Annotated in this window: 14 protein-coding genes; 8 read left to right on the top strand and 6 right to left on the bottom strand. The window is 37.1% G+C overall.

What is annotated here, in order from left to right:
* Positions 1–18 precede the first annotated feature (18 nt).
* Together OB236_RS32090 and OB236_RS32085 are read left to right on the top strand one after the other, a co-directional pair.
* Positions 19–1,548, top strand: a complete 1,530-nt coding sequence (locus OB236_RS32090; RefSeq protein WP_262687646.1) for a DUF2357 domain-containing protein — start codon at positions 19–21, stop codon at positions 1,546–1,548.
* Position 1,549: 1 nt separating this feature from the next.
* Entirely contained in the window at positions 1,550–1,942 is a 393-nt protein-coding gene (locus tag OB236_RS32085) for a hypothetical protein (protein WP_262687644.1), read from the top strand.
* 270 nt (positions 1,943–2,212) lie between these two features.
* On the opposite strand, the gene OB236_RS32080 is transcribed toward OB236_RS32085, so the two are convergent.
* From OB236_RS32080 to OB236_RS32070, 3 genes are all read right to left on the bottom strand, one after another.
* Positions 2,213–3,151 carry a tyrosine-type recombinase/integrase gene (locus tag OB236_RS32080; RefSeq protein ID WP_262687643.1) on the bottom strand — a complete coding sequence of 313 codons (939 nt, stop codon included), beginning with the start codon at positions 3,149–3,151 and terminating at the stop codon, positions 2,213–2,215.
* Positions 3,151–4,242 carry a tyrosine-type recombinase/integrase gene (locus OB236_RS32075; protein WP_262687642.1) on the bottom strand — a complete coding sequence of 364 codons (1,092 nt, stop codon included), beginning with the start codon at positions 4,240–4,242 and terminating at the stop codon, positions 3,151–3,153. Before OB236_RS32075 ends, OB236_RS32080 begins: the two co-directional genes overlap by 1 nt.
* Positions 4,243–4,448: 206 nt before the next feature.
* Positions 4,449–5,975, bottom strand: coding sequence for a tyrosine-type recombinase/integrase (locus OB236_RS32070; RefSeq protein ID WP_262687641.1), 1,527 nt, complete (start codon positions 5,973–5,975; stop codon positions 4,449–4,451).
* 391 nt (positions 5,976–6,366) lie between these two features.
* On the opposite strand from OB236_RS32070, the gene OB236_RS32065 reads away from it, so the two are divergent.
* Together OB236_RS32065 and OB236_RS32060 are read left to right on the top strand one after the other, a co-directional pair.
* Positions 6,367–7,161, top strand: coding sequence for a hypothetical protein (locus tag OB236_RS32065; RefSeq protein ID WP_262687639.1), 795 nt, complete (start codon positions 6,367–6,369; stop codon positions 7,159–7,161).
* 194 nt (positions 7,162–7,355) lie between these two features.
* Entirely contained in the window at positions 7,356–7,541 is a 186-nt protein-coding gene (locus OB236_RS32060; protein ID WP_262687638.1) for a helix-turn-helix domain-containing protein, read from the top strand.
* A gap of 68 nt (positions 7,542–7,609) precedes the next feature.
* On the opposite strand, the gene OB236_RS40235 is transcribed toward OB236_RS32060, so the two are convergent.
* Positions 7,610–7,789: an IS3 family transposase gene (locus OB236_RS40235; RefSeq protein ID WP_408638546.1), complete on the bottom strand. Its 180-nt coding sequence runs from the start codon at positions 7,787–7,789 to the stop codon at positions 7,610–7,612.
* A 35-nt stretch (positions 7,790–7,824) separates the two neighbouring features.
* Entirely contained in the window at positions 7,825–7,944 is a 120-nt protein-coding gene (locus OB236_RS40230) for a DDE-type integrase/transposase/recombinase (protein WP_408638541.1), read from the bottom strand.
* 340 nt (positions 7,945–8,284) lie between these two features.
* On the opposite strand from OB236_RS40230, the gene OB236_RS32055 reads away from it, so the two are divergent.
* Together OB236_RS32055 and OB236_RS32050 are read left to right on the top strand one after the other, a co-directional pair.
* Positions 8,285–8,482, top strand: a complete 198-nt coding sequence (locus tag OB236_RS32055) for a hypothetical protein (RefSeq protein ID WP_262687637.1) — start codon at positions 8,285–8,287, stop codon at positions 8,480–8,482.
* Between the two features lie 930 nt (positions 8,483–9,412).
* The gene (locus OB236_RS32050) at positions 9,413–10,426 is read left to right on the top strand and encodes a hypothetical protein (RefSeq protein ID WP_262687636.1); all 1,014 of its coding nucleotides are present in this window, start codon (positions 9,413–9,415) and stop codon (positions 10,424–10,426) included.
* Positions 10,427–10,703: 277 nt separating this feature from the next.
* Here the strand turns inward: OB236_RS32050 and OB236_RS32045 are convergent, their stop codons facing one another.
* The gene (locus tag OB236_RS32045; RefSeq protein WP_262687635.1) at positions 10,704–12,797 is read right to left on the bottom strand and encodes a 3'-5' exonuclease; all 2,094 of its coding nucleotides are present in this window, start codon (positions 12,795–12,797) and stop codon (positions 10,704–10,706) included.
* Between the two features lie 1,062 nt (positions 12,798–13,859).
* Between OB236_RS32045 and OB236_RS32040 the strand changes: the two genes are divergently transcribed.
* Together OB236_RS32040 and OB236_RS32035 are read left to right on the top strand one after the other, a co-directional pair.
* Positions 13,860–16,124: a KAP family P-loop NTPase fold protein gene (locus OB236_RS32040; protein WP_262687634.1), complete on the top strand. Its 2,265-nt coding sequence runs from the start codon at positions 13,860–13,862 to the stop codon at positions 16,122–16,124.
* Positions 16,125–16,548: 424 nt separating this feature from the next.
* A partial coding sequence (locus OB236_RS32035; protein ID WP_262687633.1) for a S8 family peptidase occupies positions 16,549–19,598 on the top strand: 3,050 nt, incomplete at its 3' end.

The following is a 19,598-nucleotide window of genomic DNA, read 5'->3' as shown; positions in this document are numbered from 1 at the left end:
ATATACGGGGCTGTAAAGATGAAGTTATATTTGGACGGTAACGAAATAAAGGACAACGTTTTATATGAACAAACAACCTATTTGCTTGATTTAAATGGGGATGATTTTCCTGTGGAAATCGTTCGGAGGAATTATTCGAGTATTGTTAAACATATACATGGAAAATTGTATACACTAAATGTTAAAAATTATGTAGGCTCTCTTCACCTCCTTGGGAAAACGTTCTCCGTAAAATCGTACAAGTGGGAAGAAGAATATGTGCAAAAATTATGGATGGCCGTTAGCAAAGAATTATCCTCCTTGCCTTATAGTGCCTTCCGACCTACTAAGCAGCTAGTTGAGAGGTCGAATGAAGAGGAAACCATAAAAATTCAGCAATGGGTGTTTGTAAGAGACCGTATATTGTATGAGTCTGAGGCTATCAATGCCTGGGAGTGGATCGCTAGAGAGCCGCATCAAGCTATGCTTACTGAAAATGAAACACAACCGGTTTGGAAGGCGAAGAGTATGAATGGGAAGTCATGGGAATTGTTGATGAATGCCGGAAACTTAGAACGTCTTGGACCTAGCCATCCTTTCAGACATAGATCGTTAGCGCATATTCTAAATCGCAATCAGCATGATAATAACGCAGTATGGTTTCCGAAAGAGGTTAAAGTCATCAAAAAGTATCTCACCTACGATACAAAAGAGAACCGATTTATTCTTATGTTTCTTAGAGAACTGTGGGAACTGACTGAATGGATGGAAAAACAAATATCAAAAAAAATGTCTAATAAACGGATTCACCGATTGGATGACCTTCGCAGGGAAAACACGAAACTTCGTCGTTGGCTTCTGGATTCGCTCAAAACGAACTGGCTGCAAGGCATATCGGTATCTTATCACATACCCCAGAATAGTACTGTGCTACAAAGAAGGAAAGGTTACCGCCATTGGTTCGGATTGTACCAAGAGTACATGCAAGGGAGCCGTTACCCATTAAAGCCTGAAGAATTCAACAACTTATTGGAGACTAGAGAAATTTCAAAAATGTTTGAATACTGGTGTTTCTTTCAAGTATTACAAGCAATCGAGCAGGCAACGAAAAGTAAGCGCTCAGCATTGTCCCTATCAGGTGATAAAGAATGGGGAAGGTATCTTGCCGAAGGCTTTCACCTTGTTTTTACTTATAATGGAACGCAGGGGGCGCTGTATTACAATCGAACCTTTTCTAACCCTGAGTCGTACTCTGTTAAATTACGCCCAGATATTAGTCTATTCTGGAACGAAGCTTGGTATCATTTTGACGCTAAGTATAAGGACCTAGAGTTCTCGGATTTTCTTGCGGAAGATATTAAAAAAATGCATGTTTATAAAGACGCCATTCGAGGAACTGTTGCCTCATTTGCTTTATACCCGGCAGAACAGGTCCAGGTCTCCAACTTTCATCAAAGCCATAACAATCAATTAAATAATGGAGTGGGTTCATTGTCTCTTTCGGTACATGAGAATAATGAACAGCTATTGAGCTGGGTTGATATGCTAATAAAGGGTAAGGTGATTTGATATGGCTGATCCATTAACTAAACACAATAAGAAGCGGGGAAATGGCTTGCCGCTGGATCTCCTAAATAGTTTACGATATCGCCTTAAACTGCCTGGAATTGAAGAGAGAGAAGGGAAGAGCGGATATTCCTATTTTCCTGATGGCTATAAAAAGGGGCGCATTCTAAAATTATCAATTGATTTAGAGAAAATTTTTATTGAGTTTAACAGTATATATTTTGAAAATATTGTTGAACAGGACATCTGGAACCTTACGGACATGGATCGAACCCATTTACATGCAGCTGGAGTAAGCTGTTGTTACGTTGGTGAGAACTTAGAAGTTGCCTGTGAATTTGTTGACGAGGCGATTCGATTACATCCTATACTAAACAACAAGAATAAAAAAGATTAACTTGGATCCTTCCAAATGCCCGCCAAAAGGATTTTGAATTCTTCTTGGAACCAGCATTGCAGATTCTGGTGGTGTTGTTTAAAATATGTGTTATTATCTAGGTAGTAAATCTTGATATGTTTTTTAGGTTAACTGCATCGTGGCAAACATTAGCATCGAACAAATACATAATTGAACTGAGAGGTGTCTTCCATCACGTTAGAGGATTCCTCTTTTTAAGTCAATGTGTGCATTCTTAGGTCTAATAGATTGATCTACCCACTATAGAATTCAAAGGTCGAAATCTTGGGCCAGCATTTCTACATCCGTAATTTGTGGCAAATATCGCAATGTGGTCTCCATATCCTTATGTCTTAATTGTCTTTGAATTATCGAAACATCTACACCACTATCTAACAACAGGGAGGCCATTGTATGCCTCAAGCAATGAGCTGTTATTTTCTTAATACCGGCAACTACACATAGCTCCTTTAGGATTTCATTAATAGTTAGAGTCGTGAATTTTCTGCCGTTACTACGGAAAAAAACTGATATATTTCCGTTTGTCTGCCAAGATTTGTGTAAAGGATGATTGATTAATCTCCTTAACTCAAAAGTCAAAATAGTTGACATATATACTGAGTTGGCAGTCGTTTTTTGTCCTTGATCCACATAAATGATGTTTCTTCCAAAATCTATTTGTCCTATTGTCAGCTCCCGTATCTCCTTGTTTCTTAAACCGGTAGTAACCATCAGTAGTACCAAAACGTAAATAACTCTAAAGAATGGGTCTACTTTAACAGATGCTTCCAAAAGCAAACCACAATCATTTTTTGATAACGATCTATCGTTTATTTTGGGATCATAAAAAGGATTCTTATAGTGAGCCATAGGATTGAGTTTGATTACCCTCATATCCTTCAGAAAGGTAAAAAAATTACTTAAAGCCGAAATGTTAGCGTATAGAGTTGACCTTGTAGCTTTACATTCGTTCTTTAAATATTGAATATACTCGTTGATAAAACCTTCAGTAATTGGAGAATAAAGATTATCGTCAACGTAATATGTAAATTTATCGAAATCTAAACTTCCCTCAAACTTCTTTATTTGTATCAGGAAAAATTCAAATTTTCTTAAATAGCTCATATACGAGTTTAAGGATGTTTGTCTTAAGCCGCTATATCTCTTCCACAAATGTAGATAATCAGAGTCAATAAGTATATGTTCCATCATTGTTCTCCTATTGAATGAGCAAATGGATGTTTTTCAATGGCTTTTCTCAACTGATCATCAAACAACCTCAAGTAAATAGAAGTCGAATTTATGTCTTTGTGACCAAGTAACTTTGACAAAGTGAAAATGTCAATTCCAGCGTCTAGACCGTATACCGCGAAACAATGTCTAAATGTATGGACTGAAAATTGATTCTTTTTGTCTTTTGGAATAGTAAGACACTGTTCATAAATATGTTTTACAAACTTTTCGATCGTTCTGGAATGGATTGCAGTACGACCACTCTGGGCAGAGAAAACAATCAATTTATTGTACTCTTCCTTGGGTAATCGCTTTATATGAGATCCATAAGTAAAATTAATGTAGTTTAGTAGAATAGACAATCCCAATTGATTTATATGTCTTGGTTTTTTTACATGTTCGCTGCCTTTTGGAATGACATATAATAAAGAATTTTCTTTATCCACATCACCAATCTGAAGATTGCATAATTCGTTTATACGAATTCCAGAACTAAGAAAAGTCATAATGATAGTGAAATTTCGTAAGCCACTCCTGGAAGCAGCAGAGATCTGTACTACCTCCGATAACTGAGGTTTGGTTAATGCCTTTGGTAGCACATTACGATCCCATTCAATCTTCAACACTCGTTTTAACTCCTCAATGGATTCACCGAAAAACTCTCCTAAAGTCACTTCAAAGAAAGATCTTAGGAAAGAACTCTTCTTTGATCTTGTATTGCCATTTTTAGTCTCAAAAAGATATTCCATTAAGAAAGCTGGCTTTGTTATATTTCTCAATGTTGCATTATTGCTTAGTTGTTTAAAAACGAATTGGTTAAATTGGTTTAATTCTGAAATGTAGGTTTTTTTTGATGTTGTACTTAAACCCAAATACCTAGGACTAGCAACATAATATTCATATGCTTCTTGAATAGAGGGATCCCTTTTTTCGGGAACAGGAATTCCGTTAATAACTCCCATTTCATTAAGAACTGTTTCCACCATTTCATGAGAATAATTAGCTAAAACCTTTTGTAAATCCGAGCGTAAATGGTTCAATGGAGACTTATTTTCAATTATTGGCATGTGTTCACTCCTAACAATTTGAATTTACATTTTAGATTAGTTTTGATATAATTATCTCATTACGTTTACTAATTAATTTTCTTCGTCGCTTGATAATTATCGTTTCGACGAAGAGGGAGACGGCTTAACAGCCTGTAAAAAACTCAGCTGTAGATACCAGGACATACGCTAGCCGTATGTCCTTTTTATGTTATCAATAAGAGCAGTCAAAAATAGTCGATTTGGTTGACAGCTTGTTGCAGCGAACGATTATTGCGATGTATATAGAGACTTGTGCTAGCCGGTTTAACGTGTCTTGATAACCGCATCAGAAGTTGTGGTGTGCAGTTTTTATTATTAGACAATGTTGTGATATAGGTATGTCTAAAAAGATGCAAGCCACTTATATATCCCCAGCCAGCAACAAGAGCAAGGAGTTTGTGGTATCTATAAAAATCCCAGTATACTCTTTTTTGGTTTTCTCCGAAGATAGGACCTTCTTTTTTGTCTGGGAATTTGTTGAGAATTTCGATTAAGTTCCTTGTTAACGGTAGAATCGAGTATTTGTTTCCTTTTCCTTTAACAGAGATGCTGCGATTAGACTGGTTTACATGCTCCCAGTTTAAACTTGAGATCTCGGAAATTCTTAAACCAAGGAACAACATTAGGCCAAAACCGAAACCATATAGACTGGGATCTGGAGTATACATATGTATTGCTTCAAAGTATCGCTGAATGTCTTCATTAGACGGAATTTCGCGGTAGTGATAGTTTTCAAAAGGTAAACCTATCACACCCACAGTTACGTCATTCTTTAATAAAGACATTTGGTAAAGTGACTTAAAGAGCGAGCGTATGTAATAAAACAGTGTACTTGCATTCTTATCGTCAATTTGTTCATTTGCGACTTTTCGTTTCAAGAGAAGACTGAACTCAAGTAAATGATCTTTATTGACTAAATACAATGGAACATTATTGATATCATAACCAGTAAATTGAGTGTAACTTTGGCACATCCATGACAAGAATTTTTTATATGCTTCCGTCCGATCACGCAATGTTTTTTTATTTAAACCTCCTTTTTCAAGATGTTCTAAATGCCTAAGGATTGTTGGATGACAAAGTGTGCATTTTTCTGGTTTTAATTTTCCATTCATGTATGACAAGCTGCTGTTTGGATGGAATTTGCGATATAAAGAAGTGAGTGCTCGGATCTTTCTATCACCTAATTCATTTGAGGAGATATAAGATTCATAGAATCTTAGTTCAGAGAGAGCAATATTATCAACGGAATTTGGGTCAGCATGGAGGTGCGATGCGCAGTGGTCAATAAAACTTTTGACCAAGATATACCGTTGGTAATATTCATACGGATGAACTGACAGATGGTCTTGAAACCATTCCCTAACTTTCTTCTCTGAAAATGAAGAAATCAAATTGGTTAAGATCCATTTGTTAATTCCATTGGGACCTTGGTAGGGAGAGTGTTGTTTTTCTTGGAAATCGACTTTGTATAAACTGTTCAAAATGCTCACCACTTTTTTAGGGGAATTATTTTGGCTCCCGATAAGCTTGTTGTTGTCATTAACATTTTGACCGGTTTCATGCAATGATAAACATTCTACCGAAAGATTTTTCGTAGAAGAGGCATTCCACGAAATAATATTCGGTTCTTGATTCCACTGATTTGGCTTTAGAAGCTGTTCAGTTAAATCGTTAATGATCTTAGTTAAGAATGTTGATTTGTTTTCCATTTAAGCAATCTCCTTATCATATAGATTAATTAGGTGCAACTACCTGTACCCCTATTCAAATATATGAAAGGAGGTGCGGCTTATGGGTCTGCCAGTTAATATCAAAGGAGTTTCTTTGGCATTGATTCAAAAGTTACCCTCACTAATTTCTTGCTTAACTAATGTAATCGGGGCTGTAAGGGGAAAGAAGTTTTTTGAATATTGTGTCCGATTGAAAGTGAGAAATTGGGTTCAATATATCGAAAATAAATGCACTTATTGGTAAAAGTTCGATTCATTTTGTTTTTTAATATCAGCATTTCCTTGAATAACTGGATCACACGGTTGCTACAAATTTGTAGTAGCATATGTAATTTGAACTTAATAGTTTACGATAACCTTGGTGAGGTTAATGATTAAACTAAATTCAGGTGCTGATGATTATTGGAAACCGAAACATATGAAGTACTATAAAGAATTCTGTGAGGATAGAATTTCTGAGGAAGTAAATACACGTATACAAGCTGAGGAAGCCTACATAAATAAGCATAAAAAGGATGGGCAAGATTATTGGCATGAAATTCCACAATTAAAACAGAATATGCTTGATTATTCAAAGCATATTTTTTCAATTAGTTTAAAATTGCGTAAGTTAACGTTATTTAATCAAAGTGCGACTAATATGACTTGGGAAGAGATACTTGGATGCGTTAACGAAAATCCCAATAAACTCTCATGGTTTATTCATCATCGTAGCAAACGAGATGAATATAACTTAAAGCTAGTTTCATTTATGGCACTTTTAGCTAGAGTACCGCTTAGATTGCTTTTATATCAAGATGTTAGGTCAGAATGGAGTATATCCCATTTTGAACATCTTACTAACATTTACATGAAGGAAACTGATTTTATTAATTTACTTGAAAATTCACTATCTCATAAAGAGCATCAAGTAAAGGGAGTGATATTAGAATCTTCAAGGTTTACTTTTTTCCTCCGCATAGAATTTAACTCTGGTGGTTTTATTGTAGAGATGCTGGAATTTAATTGGTCGATGTTTTATGATCTTCAAAGGATATTAAAGCCCTTTAATTTCCATATGGGATTTATTCCGACTGTAACCCAACATGTAAACATTGCATTCTATCTAGAACCAATAATGCTTCCATTAGAATGTTCTAATGATATACAAGTACTACAAATATAGAGTAAAGTGATTTTTAGATTGAGAATTGGAAAACCTCCTTATTATTAGGGGGTTTTTAATTATGTCTTTTGATTTTGACTATTCGGATTTAAAACAAACATAATGAGGAATTGTAGTAAAACGATAATTGTGTACAAAGACGTTTAAGGATATCGAGAGCATCAATACCTGGATAAAAAAGGGGATCAATAAGAATGCAAGATAAAATAGTTTATTCGGTTAATGAAATGGCTGATTTGTTAGGGGTTTCCACAGATTCTATCTATGCTATGGTCCGTGAGAATACAATCCCCAGTGTTCGAATAAGAAGACGAATATTATTTTATTCAAAAGCTATAGAAGGATGGCTTGAACAAGGCGGAGGTAGTTTTGGTAAATAAGGTTTAAAGTAGATGCAAGTTTTTTTAGTTTTGTGTCTTACAAAGACCTGAAAAAGGTGACCACGTATTTAAAACCGATCTACAAGCACCGATGGAAGATACTCAGATTTACAGTACATATGTTCGCACTTATCCGGCGTTGAATAGACAATAGATGAATGGTTTCGTTTGTGGTTATAGAAGTATTCGATGTATTCAAAAAGTTCACGGTAGGCTTGTAGTCGAGTCCTAAATTTCTCTAAGTAAATGAGTTATTTTTTCAGCACGCTATGAAGGATTTGATTCAAGCATTGTCGTAACAGTTGCCTTTGCGGCTCATAATCGACTTGATCCCGTACGTTTTCAATCGCTCTTGGTAATCAACAGAGGCATATTGGCTGCCATGATCGGAATGATGTAACACGTCGCCTTTGCATAACGCTGGCTAGATAGACCCATCCTTCATCCGTGTGTACATACGTAATGTCGGTCAGGCGCTTTTGTTTTGAACTTTATTGTATTGACAGGCAGGTTATGGTTCGAATTCGTGGTCGCTTTGTATTTGCGGAGCGTACGTGACTTCAAGCTCAACTCTTTCATGATGCGGGATACGGTTTTCTCCGATACCTGCATGTTTTTTGCATTTTATGGAAATGTCTTATATTGTTTTGTATGTCCGCTGCTGCCTTGCTTGGTATCAATGTTTCCCTTGCATATATTATCCTATTAATTATTCAAAAAAAGCACAAATGGAAATTGAAAGAATGGATGATTTGAAACAAGTAATTATTAGTATCGCTTCGTTGAGTGAAAGAATAGCAAAAGAAAATGGTGAATTGTCTGAGTCAATCAGACAATTGACTTCCCAAAAATACAATAGTTGGATTTCTTATACAGAACAAAAGGAGCATAATAAAGACCTAATACGATGGATGAAACAAACATTCGAAAAAATCAAATAAATGGATGCTTCCGAGTCACGGGTATGTGGCTCATTCGACACCAATAAAAACAGCGAAGCAGTGGTTCTGAGGACATTTGGTCATGTTTGTTGTCGTTCAACGGGTAAAGTTCTCTTCATCCGACACTACTACTACCATTGACTGTACATATCAGAGGTGATGGAAAATGATGCAGGTCTCACCGATTGGTCCAACAGGCGTTGGGAATTAGTACGGTAAGCAAAAAATTAGCGGAACATTTTTAATAGTGAGTGTGTGGAGCTCGATAGTCTCCGTACATGGAGATATGGTTCGAAGGCCGGAATAGATAAATACTCTGAAGAAGGGCAATTCTATATCGTACAAAATACGAAGGCCATTCAATGTTGGATCTCATGGTGTTTCATTTTGACGCAGTCAAGAAGTGGAAGAGTTGAAACAACTGTTCAAGCTGAATTATCATACTCTGAAGGTAATTGCTGAGACAATTGTAGCGAGAGCGTAGCAGTAGGAGCCTGTAAAGGTAAACGATCTGCTGCCTTCGACTACATTTTTGATCCGTTCGGATTATAAACGAGCGATTCATACTTACTTGGCAAGCCTTACGGAAGCGGTAAGTGGAAGACGGAGAACGGGTTACCCATACCTGTGTCTGTTTTGCTGTCAGAGTTGACTTATGAGCAGTTTGGACAGCTCAGAATTCCATACTTACAAATCTCCAGAATTATTCCAAGAAACATGTTGGGGTGCTTTATTTACGCGAGCAGCTCAACGAGATAAGGCGGAGATTGAACGAACTGTTTACTACTACAGAGCAGCTGGAGATGAAAACTAAACTAATGGAGTACGTTTGTCTAGGAGTTGCTCTTCTGCGGATCTTGTCTTCACTCGGCTACAATGGTGAGAGCTCTTAAACTTACAACGTTATCAAAAAACTGAAGGAGAAGTATAATGAAAGCACTAATTCCAATTGATAATTTTAATATTGAAAAGCCTTTTATTCTAGGAGGTATCAACTTTATACCAGCCTCTGAATATCAAAATGTAATGCTAAAACAGAAAAATATGGCCATTCCTAAATTAGTAATTACAGATAAACTTTCAGCTTATGAGTATACAGATGAATCACTGCGTGATTTAGGAAGCATATTGACCGGAATCCAAATTGAAGACGTTTGGAGTATGACTGTTGCAGTCATAGAGTTAAATTGGTCTGATACAGGTTATTATTCAAATAATAAACGTGAAGATGAAAAAATGCTGATGGATGCCTGCAATGTAGTCGACAGGGTCTTGGATGTGGTTAGGGTTAGTTTTTCTCGAATGGACAATCCACTAATGAATCCGGGAATTCCAGGACTATTAAGAACAGGTTATAGCGGAATGATAATTATCAATCCAGATACCGAAAATGAATACAGGATAGTAGGTAGTAGATTATACGGCTTAACTATGGTAAGTGGAATAGGTCTTGATTTAAATAATGATAATATAGATTCTTTAGTAGAAGATGAATTTATTAGTGTATTAGAATGTGATGATGGGAATTACGTTTCTTTACTTTCTAAGCTTGCTTTAAAGAGACTAAGCGAGGCAATGTATATTCCCTTAATTGATAGTAAATTTATCTATCTTATGACAACCATCGAAACTTTGGCATCTCAGCAATACTTGCCATTTAAAAAAGTCAAACCAAGAATTATCCCTCTTTTAGTAAATACCAAGGAGCAGTACCACTCAATGTCTGAAGAATTGAGAATTTTCTCCGAAGATATAAGAACCGAGATAGTACATAATGGTAAATCACTTACCGACATACAGAATAATGAATACAAGAAGATACTTTTGAAATTGCAATCAATAATTGCTAGATTGGCTTTAGCACTATATAAAAGTAACTGTTCAACAGAAGAAGAGTTAGATAATTATAGGCAACAAAAAATGGAAAACATGGGTATTATTTAATAGTAAAAGATTGGTGCTTTAACTGTATTTTATGCGGATGCCTTTGACCCTAGCTCCTTTTTTGGGAAATGCCTAGGGTTACTATCACACTTCGCCCAGGATTACTAATACGCGGAATATGTAAATGTGTAGAATTCGGCTTTATTTGGAGGGGGGGCATGGTAGGCTGTTTGCCGGCGCGAGGAGGCTTAAGCCAACTCGCCCGCTCGCGTACCCTCCATGCCCACAGAGGCTCCAAGTCAATCCGCGGCACCATACTTAAAAGAGGAACTCCTTACTACATAGTAAAATACTCTAAAAATTGAGTCCTAGTATGGTCTGGAAAAGGAGATTCAATAATTTCAGCATACATCGACTGATCCCCCGCAGTAACAAAACCATGGTCACCCTTGCGAATGTCGCATAAAAATTGAAACAGCTCTTTCCTAAAATACACAGGCAGCCAAAACTTCTCATTATATTGATTCACGATATTTTCAATGCCATTTCCTCGGAACGTACTTTCATCAAGGACCGTAAATTCACCGTCTGAACTAAAAGTTGTAAGTTTAATTTCGTACTCGTATTTTCCGGAAAGTTTAAACTCTTTCTTTATTTTATTAAAACTTTTATTGGAAAGTAGTGAGCGAAAAATATTATGCTCACTCAGTCCAATAACAAGTCTATTGGAAGCACGCGTCATCCCAACGTAAATCAACTTTGTAGCGTCTATTTCCGGCATTTTAGTAAAAAGCTTATTTTCTATTCCCGTAATTACAACATGGTCGAATGTTAATCCCTTGCTTTGTTGAATGGTACCCAACCATATGCCTTCGTGGTGATCAGGTTCTTGTGACAATAATGTAAATGGCACTCTACGCAAATTTAATTCATCCATAAAATCTGGAATTATGGATTCATGCGTGCAAAGTATACAGATTTTCCGGGCCCGATTTGTGGATTTGTTGAATACCTCATGTACCATATTCACTATTTTCCTATTTACATCGTTTAAATCAATCCCAACAATTACGCGAGGCTTTTCACCATCTCTAATGCAATCGAAATCTGTCACTGCATAATTTATACTATCTACATTATCTGAAACACATTTCTCTAAGTATTCATTATTAATAAATGCGTTTGCAAATTCAATTATTTGACGTGTGTTCCGGTAGTTAATATCTAAATTCAATGTCTTACTAACTTTTGACCGATGTAATCCAGCCCAACTTAATGTATAAGATTGACGGTAGATGTTTTGTGACCCGTCCATCGTTAGAAACAAATGAGCGTTTTTATTCTTATTTTCGAATAAATTTCTATAGATAAAAGTTAGCCATTCTTCATAGAAATCCTGCGCTTCGTCTATTAAAATCGCATCATATCGTTTAGGAAACTGATCTCCTTTTGAATTTAATCGATCTAGAACACGTATGTAATTGTCTGTAGGCAGTTCCTCATCTAGGTTACAATGCAGGACTATCTCATGAAACAGCTCTCTAACATCGTAGATATCAACCGTTGCATGATTCCCAATTGGCATATTTTTTTTCAGTTCACGTTCTAAAAAGCTTCTAGTAACTGGATTATAACATAATACCAAAATTATCCAATTTGTTTGAAGTTCGGCCAGTACTAACGTGCGATGAAATAAAACAACGGTCTTGCCGCTCCCAACGGGAGCATTAATCAAATGAAGCCCGTAATCGATCGTCTCAACAAGTTCTCGTTGTTCGTACGTCAATAATTTTTTCAAACCATCTGAGTCCATGCTCACTTCAGGAAAAATGTATTTCCTACACAAGGCCAATTCATCATCGTTTAATATTGGAAATCTCCCTATATACCGAGAAGCTAATCTCTGTAAGCCTTTATGCAAATCAGCAGGAGATTTTAATTCGTCCTTAAAAATACATGCCTTCAAGTTGATAACATCAGCATTTCCAACTTGACTTTGAAACTCAGATCTTGTCATATAAGGAAAGACGATTCCAAAAGAGTAACTAAATTTTAACCCTTTAGAATTAGTAAGAGACTCCTCTTTACTTAATTCCTTAATCATCAAATTCGTGTAATTCCGAACTTGTACTAAAGGGTTGGAGACCCATGTAGGTTTTCCGCTATAATTAACTAATACTTTCTCTTTATTTATTTTTTTAATGAATCCCTTTGACCAGTCCTTGACTTCAAGAATGAATAGACCTAAATCAGGTGTTATTATGAGAAAATCCGGATAATAATCATATTTCTGCCCACTCTGCCTTGTATCAAAATAAGCGTAATACTTCTCAGACTCAGGCATGTTCTCAATCAGTCCATACACATACTCTTCACCAGGTTCAATTTTTCTCGATACAAGGTGAATTTTATCAGGAGACATTTGGGCCATGCTATACACTCCTTACAGATTCTTCAAAAGGAAAATTAAGATTTATTTCAGCAGAAAAAAGTATTAGACATGAAGTTATTTTCCACGCGGCTTTTCGAGTTTGTCATTCTTGCCTCTACGACAGTATTCAAATTGTGTTCTACATAATCCCATGTCGTGTTTACATAGCGATCATCAATATTATCTGTCTGTATGGTATAGATATGTTTGGAGGTCCCTACATTTTCCGCTTTAAGAGCAATGGTTTTGGGCATGGAATCTCTTCTATACCAAACTATACTATCTCTCCTTGACGGGAGAACCGAATTCGAGAAACTCGCTGGAATCACATGTTGGCGTCAGCCTGGTTGAGCCACAATAACTTCTCCTTTGTTAGACTTGTAGGTATATTATACCATATTGGGGTTATTCAGTTTTCTAATAAGTAGATAAGGGGGAGTTGTCCCATACAAGGGGAGTGTCTAGGGTTATGCCGTTTTTATCATACAAAATGCAATTAAGAATGATTCAAGTATGGTACTTAAGATAGTATGTTCTTGAATTAAATCCTTTCCCGCGTCTAGCATTAATCTAACCACAGCCTATGTCTGTAATTTTACCTCATATCTATGATGAAGGAATATCAAATTTCTTGTGGAATATAGCATATATTGTTCTTAAGTTGTGTTACTGTAAAATTATAAGCCTTAAAGACATTCCCTGATAATGCTTGTAATGCATATTAGGCACTGCCTCTGTTAAAAAGAGCGAGTGTCTCTTTTTCTTGTATAGTCGTGATCAATTAAGAAGAATAAAAAAACTAATAGGCTGGATGACAAAAAGATCTAAGAAGTAGTGTCGAAAAGAAGACTGCGCTCTAGAGGAATTTAAGCAATTAACCATGAAGCAAGCAGAGTATGAAATGAATAAGCGATTAGATAAAGGGATTTGATGGTGTAGAAACCGTTACTTAACATTACAATGTTGGAATAATATTTGTATCTGGCAATGGTAAGTCATAGATTGTTTTTAATATTATAAAAATAAGAGGAAGATTATATTCCTTTAAAAGGGGCTCTAGAAATGAAAGTTTTATCTAACAGACTGATATTTATTTATTTAGGTAGCGCTTTAGTAACCTTCATTTCATTTTTAGTAATTAGAATATTTATACAAGAACCCTCCCAAGGGTACAGTATCTACGAAAAGCAGCTGGTATGGACTCTTTTGATCATAGCGATAGTGGCGGCGTTACTGGGGTACTACAAGGCTCCGAAGAGATTAAGTTTACTAAGGAAATATGTATTTCTTGGATGGGCGTGTGGACTGGCAGCTAATTATTACTCGGTAAAAAATCATTATGGTTATTTTACTGGTAATACGCTATCCAATCTGTTCGATTTATTGATGTATACCACTTTAGCCATTGCAATAGTGGTTATTATCTCTACAGTACTGGATCATGATTTAACTCAATTATTAAAGATGTACGCGAGATTACTTTCGCCTGTTAGTCTGCGTCCCCCAGGGTTAATTATTAACTTCAAGGATATGTTATTCAATACTATACAGAACAAAGAAAACCAGGACATCAACGAACTTCGTGATAAAATCTTAGATCAGCTGAAATCTCAGACGGTTCCGATCATGGTGTTTTTGGATGATATCGATAGGTTGGATAATAAGGAGATACAAACGGTGTTCAAACTTGTTCGAATGATAGCTGATTTTCCAAATGTAACTTATGTAATTGCTTTGGATGAACAAGTTATATCTTCTTCGCTTGCCCAATTGTATTCAAAGGATTACGCGAAAGAAGTAGGAAGAGCTTACTTGGAAAAATTTATACAAGTGCCTATCTACTTGCCGCGGGTGGATAAATCGCTGCTCAATGAGTTATGTTGGGATAAACTAGGTGAGATCCTTCAGTTTTATAGCACTTCTATTGATCGGGAATTATTTGTCTTAATGACGGAAGGACTTGTCTCTACACCAAGAAATGTAAAGCGATTTCTTAACCTTGTAAATATATTTTTGCCTCTAGTTCATAAAGATGTATATACATTGGATTTCTTATTCTTACTATTCATTAAAGTGGAAAAACCGACCTTGTTTGAAGAAATTTTCCGTCATTCAGATTTTTTTCTTAGTGGGATAAAAGGAAACGAGAATATTGCAAAAGAAATAACCGACAAGCACGTAGAATATAGCAGAATGCTTGAGCTCATGTTCCCAGCTATTGTATCGGATCAATCTAAGAATCCAAGATGGTCTATAGATAAGAGAATTTGCACACTGGATCATTTCTGGACATATTTTATGTATTCGTTACCTGACGGAAAGGTTTCTCAGGCCCAAGTTGATACACTATTCAATAGTTTGTTAAATGAGGGACACACCTTCCATGAGCTATATACCGGTATTCAAAGAACTTCTTCGGTAAAAGAACTGAATCAAAAGCTTTCATGGGATTGTTTCCGTAGAACTGCTAAGGAGAAGCGTCTTCTCTTGGATGTTCTACTCACACGTTACGACGATTTGTACCCTTTATGGGAAAGTGGAGATCCAAGTTTGTCTCTATCCAGTTTGATTATGGATGTAAGCAGACTTCTTTGGAAGGAGGCACCTGATCTATTATTACAATCTGGCTTGTTTAGGCCAAGAAGGATTATGACATCAACCATTACCTTCTACAATATATTTGGGAATGATTCAACGGTAAAGTCCTTAACAAAAGAGCTTGTTTCAAATGTCTTTTCTTACGATTTGTTGAGCCGTCATGACCTAGAAGATGCTCAGCAATTCTTTAATGTTTGGTATCAATTGTCAACCGATGAGGATAAAAAATCAGGAGTTGAGCCTTGGATAAAGGATCTTGAATTCAATCAATATATAAAGTATTTTTGGATGGAAAAATTAGATCCAAGAGAAGATGAGTTATTGCTTTCTTTCTATTGCAAGGTCATTCATCTTATATCAATAAATGTATTAGTCCCTGAAATCGAAAGGATAGGATTTAGAAACGTGAATCAATTTATAAATTTGTCTCCAGAACAAAAAATACCGTATATCTTTACCTATGCTCATCAGAATTCCTATAAACATGCGAGATCTATGGTTACTAAGGTAATCAACCAAATGCTGCATGAGCAGCAAGTAGTTAGCTTAAAAAACCACATTATGGTGAACTTAGAAATTTTATTACAACATGGTGAGATAAATAAACTAGCAGACCTTGCTAATCTTGTTGAGGAATATCATACTGTGCAAGCGGAAATCACAGAACAGAATGTTGAGCAACAAGAAGCATATGAGGAAGTTCTAGGGCAATTGAGGGAAAACGAATAGACCTACGGATATTTTTAGGTATTTGTAATGTACTGTTGGTGATAAATTGGTGTTAAACTGGTGATAAAGTTTAACACCAGTTAGCCCAAAAGAACCCAATAGAACGGAATGCGAACATGAAAAACCCAGTAAAATCGAGGCTTTAACAGACTATAACAGATTGTATCGGAATGCGGAATTGACCCGCATACGGTGCATGTGGAGTGCGTGGTAAGGATATATCGAGAAGATGTACTCTTATAATATCCAGCTTTTTTTGAAATAGTGTGACTAACGAAGGACTTCCGCAAACGGAGGTCTTTTTTTTATTCTACTATTCTAGTAAATATGTCCTGCTCATATGGACCCAATATGGTAATAATGGTATGATTTCCTTTGGATAATTGTGGAATACATAAGTTCAATTTACAGAGGAGCGATACCGTTGGGGAAATTAAACAAACTGCTTAAATATGTGGCGTTGGCCAGTATTGTATCAACAAGTGTTTTCGGAAGTTATAGCAGTGCTTGGGCTAAGAATGATGCTGTTCCAGTTCAACAATCAAACAGCATGGTACAGACAATAAGCAATAACGTTTATCAGGGATTATTACACAAACTTGGTGATCGAATTCCTTCACCAGATAAAAAAGAAGATCAAAAGGAAAGAAAGGAAATTCTAGTCAAGTACAAAGAAGAGTCTAAAGCAGACAATATCAAAAAAAACCTAAAGAACAAGCTTAAACTCACTAAGCTAGAGGTTAAGAAAAAAACAAGAACGACCAAAACTGAAATATTGGGAATTGACGATAAAGACGATGTAGATGGCATTCTAGCTGAATTGAAGAAAGATAGTAATGTTCTATACGCACAACAGAACTATAAACTATACACGAATGGACTCCCTTCTGACCAGAGGTTTAATGAGCAGTGGGGACTTTTGAATAATGGACAGATTGTTTCCGGTCAATCAGGAACCTTGGGAATCGATATTCACGCAGTTGATGCTTGGAATGTGACCACAGGAAATCCTGCTGTTTTGGTAGGCGTACTGGATACAGGGATCGATATCAACCATAATGATTTAAAGAATAACATCTACATTAACACGAGAGAAATTCCCGGCAATGGTATCGATGATGATGGAAATGGATACATAGATGACGTGACGGGTTTTGACTTTGTGAATAATGATAGCACCGTATTTGATGGAAGTGGTTCAGATACGCATGGCACTCATGTGGCAGGGATTATCGCGGCAAGCGCAAATAACGAAGGAATCAGCGGTGTGGCTCCAAATGTGAAACTACTGCCATTGAAATTTATTCAAGGAAGCTACGGTTATACCTCCGATGCGATAGAGGCGATTGAATATGCCCGATCCATGGGTGTCAAATTGGTCAATTGCAGTTGGGGAGGTGCGGAATACAATCCCGCGTTGAGGGATGCGATGGAAACCTCGGGCATGTTGTTCGTGAATGCTTCAGGCAATAATGGAGCAGATGTAGGAATAGCACCGATCTATCCGGCAGGTTTTAACCTTTCCAATGCCTTATCGATTACAGCAGTAGACAATAAAGGGAATCTTGCCTCCTTCTCCAACTACGGAAATACCGTGGATATAGCTGCTCCCGGTGTCAATATCCTGAGTACGTTGCCCAGCAATGGTTACGGGTTGATGACGGGAACCTCGATGGCAACTCCTTTTGTAACAGGGACAGCGGCACTGTTATATTCATCTAATCCCAATCTATCAGCGCAAGAAGTAAAGGCCAAACTGAAGGGGAATGCAACGAATCTTCCTCAGCTTGCAGGAAAAACAACCTCCGGTAGTATAGTCAATGCTTATGGGGCTTTAACCGGAAATACTCAGCCGCCATCTACATCTCCACCGACGATACCTCCATCCGTACCTACAACTGGAGAACCGTTGACAACGTATCCTTTTAACTTTACTAGCTCGATAGAAGGGGCAGGATCTGTAGTCACTAAGTTTACACTTCCTGATACAGCTTTGCCTTACGAAAAGGTACAGCTTATCGTTAACGAAAAAGATAAAAAAAATGCTGTATTTAACAGCTATATCAATGTGGGTCAGAGAGAAGTCAACTTAGGTCAATTGCCTGCCGATACGAATTTTACATTCAATGTTAAGATCGTAAGGAGCGATGCAGTAGACTCCTATGTCGGTCAGTTTATTATTAATCTGAAAAGTAATCCCGAAACCAATAAACCAACAGCCGCGCGACCCATGATGACCGTCTACAAGAGTCCTTTTAATATCACCTTATCGGTAGCTCAGGCTGTATACATGAATGCACCTAGCACACAGAGTGTTTCGAACTCAGTATATAGCCATGTGTATACGAAGGAGCGTTCAACCCTATCCGACACCACTATTCTAGCTAACCGATATGAGGTGGAGTCGAACGATTCTTTTAATTTGGCAGATATCATCGTAGATGATGACGATAACTATGGAGTCATCGGATCTTCCAGCGACATCGATTATTATAAAGTGATGTTCTCCAGTAATGGGAATGCCAACTTTTATCTGGGTGGTATCCCTTATGGACGTGATTATGACCTCAAACTGTATGATGATACGTATCAGGAAATACGCAGCTCATCTAATAGTGGAAATGCGGATGAAATGATATCGAATTATCCCGTACAGGCCAATCGTTGGTACTACGTGAGAGTGAATGGGTACAACGGAAGCTATGACAGCAGCAGCTATTACCATCTCAGAGCCAAAAATTATGCAACCATCAGCAATGGCGATGTTTTCGAACCCAACGATTCCTTTTCTCAAGCAACCTACAGGGAGAGCAACTCAACCACCTATGCCAATATACACGTTAGCTCGGATGAGGATTATTACAGCATTAATACAGTGACGAGATCCAATTTCACAGCTACTCTCAGCAACATCCCTGCTGGAGCAGACTATGATTTGAAGCTCTATAACAGCTCCCAAGCATTGATAACAAGCTCATCCAGTGGAGGAAATGCCAATGAGGGATTTGCCCCGATTTTAGATCCGGGTACGTATTATATAAAGGTTCATCCCTATAGCGGATATTCCAGCAGCAATTATAAGCTTGATTTTACAACGAACCCCATATTGTATGCGCCTCAGGTTAGCCTGACAGCACCGTCAAATTGGTCAACTTATACAATGGGACAAGCGATAACGATAGCAGCAACAGGAGTAAACACTCACCATATGGCTGCGTTTGTAAAAGGTCCTACGGATACCGACTACCAATGGCTAACCAATCAAAATGGAACTAATTTTTCGTATGATTATAGTCCAGCTGTAGCCGGTACTTACAGCATCTTAGTTAAAGGACGAAATGCAGAAGATGGTACTCCCAGTTCGACGTTGGTGGAATCGAGTGTGTCAACGGTAACAATTGTTTCTTCACCCACTTTAGTATTTGACAGCGTCACATTCGAGAAACAAAGCCCACAGCCTGCCAATACGACTCT

The sequence above is a fragment of the Paenibacillus baimaensis genome (assembly GCF_025567575.1).
Note: the sequence above shows the minus strand (reverse complement) of the source record. Positions and strands in the feature narration are given on the sequence as shown.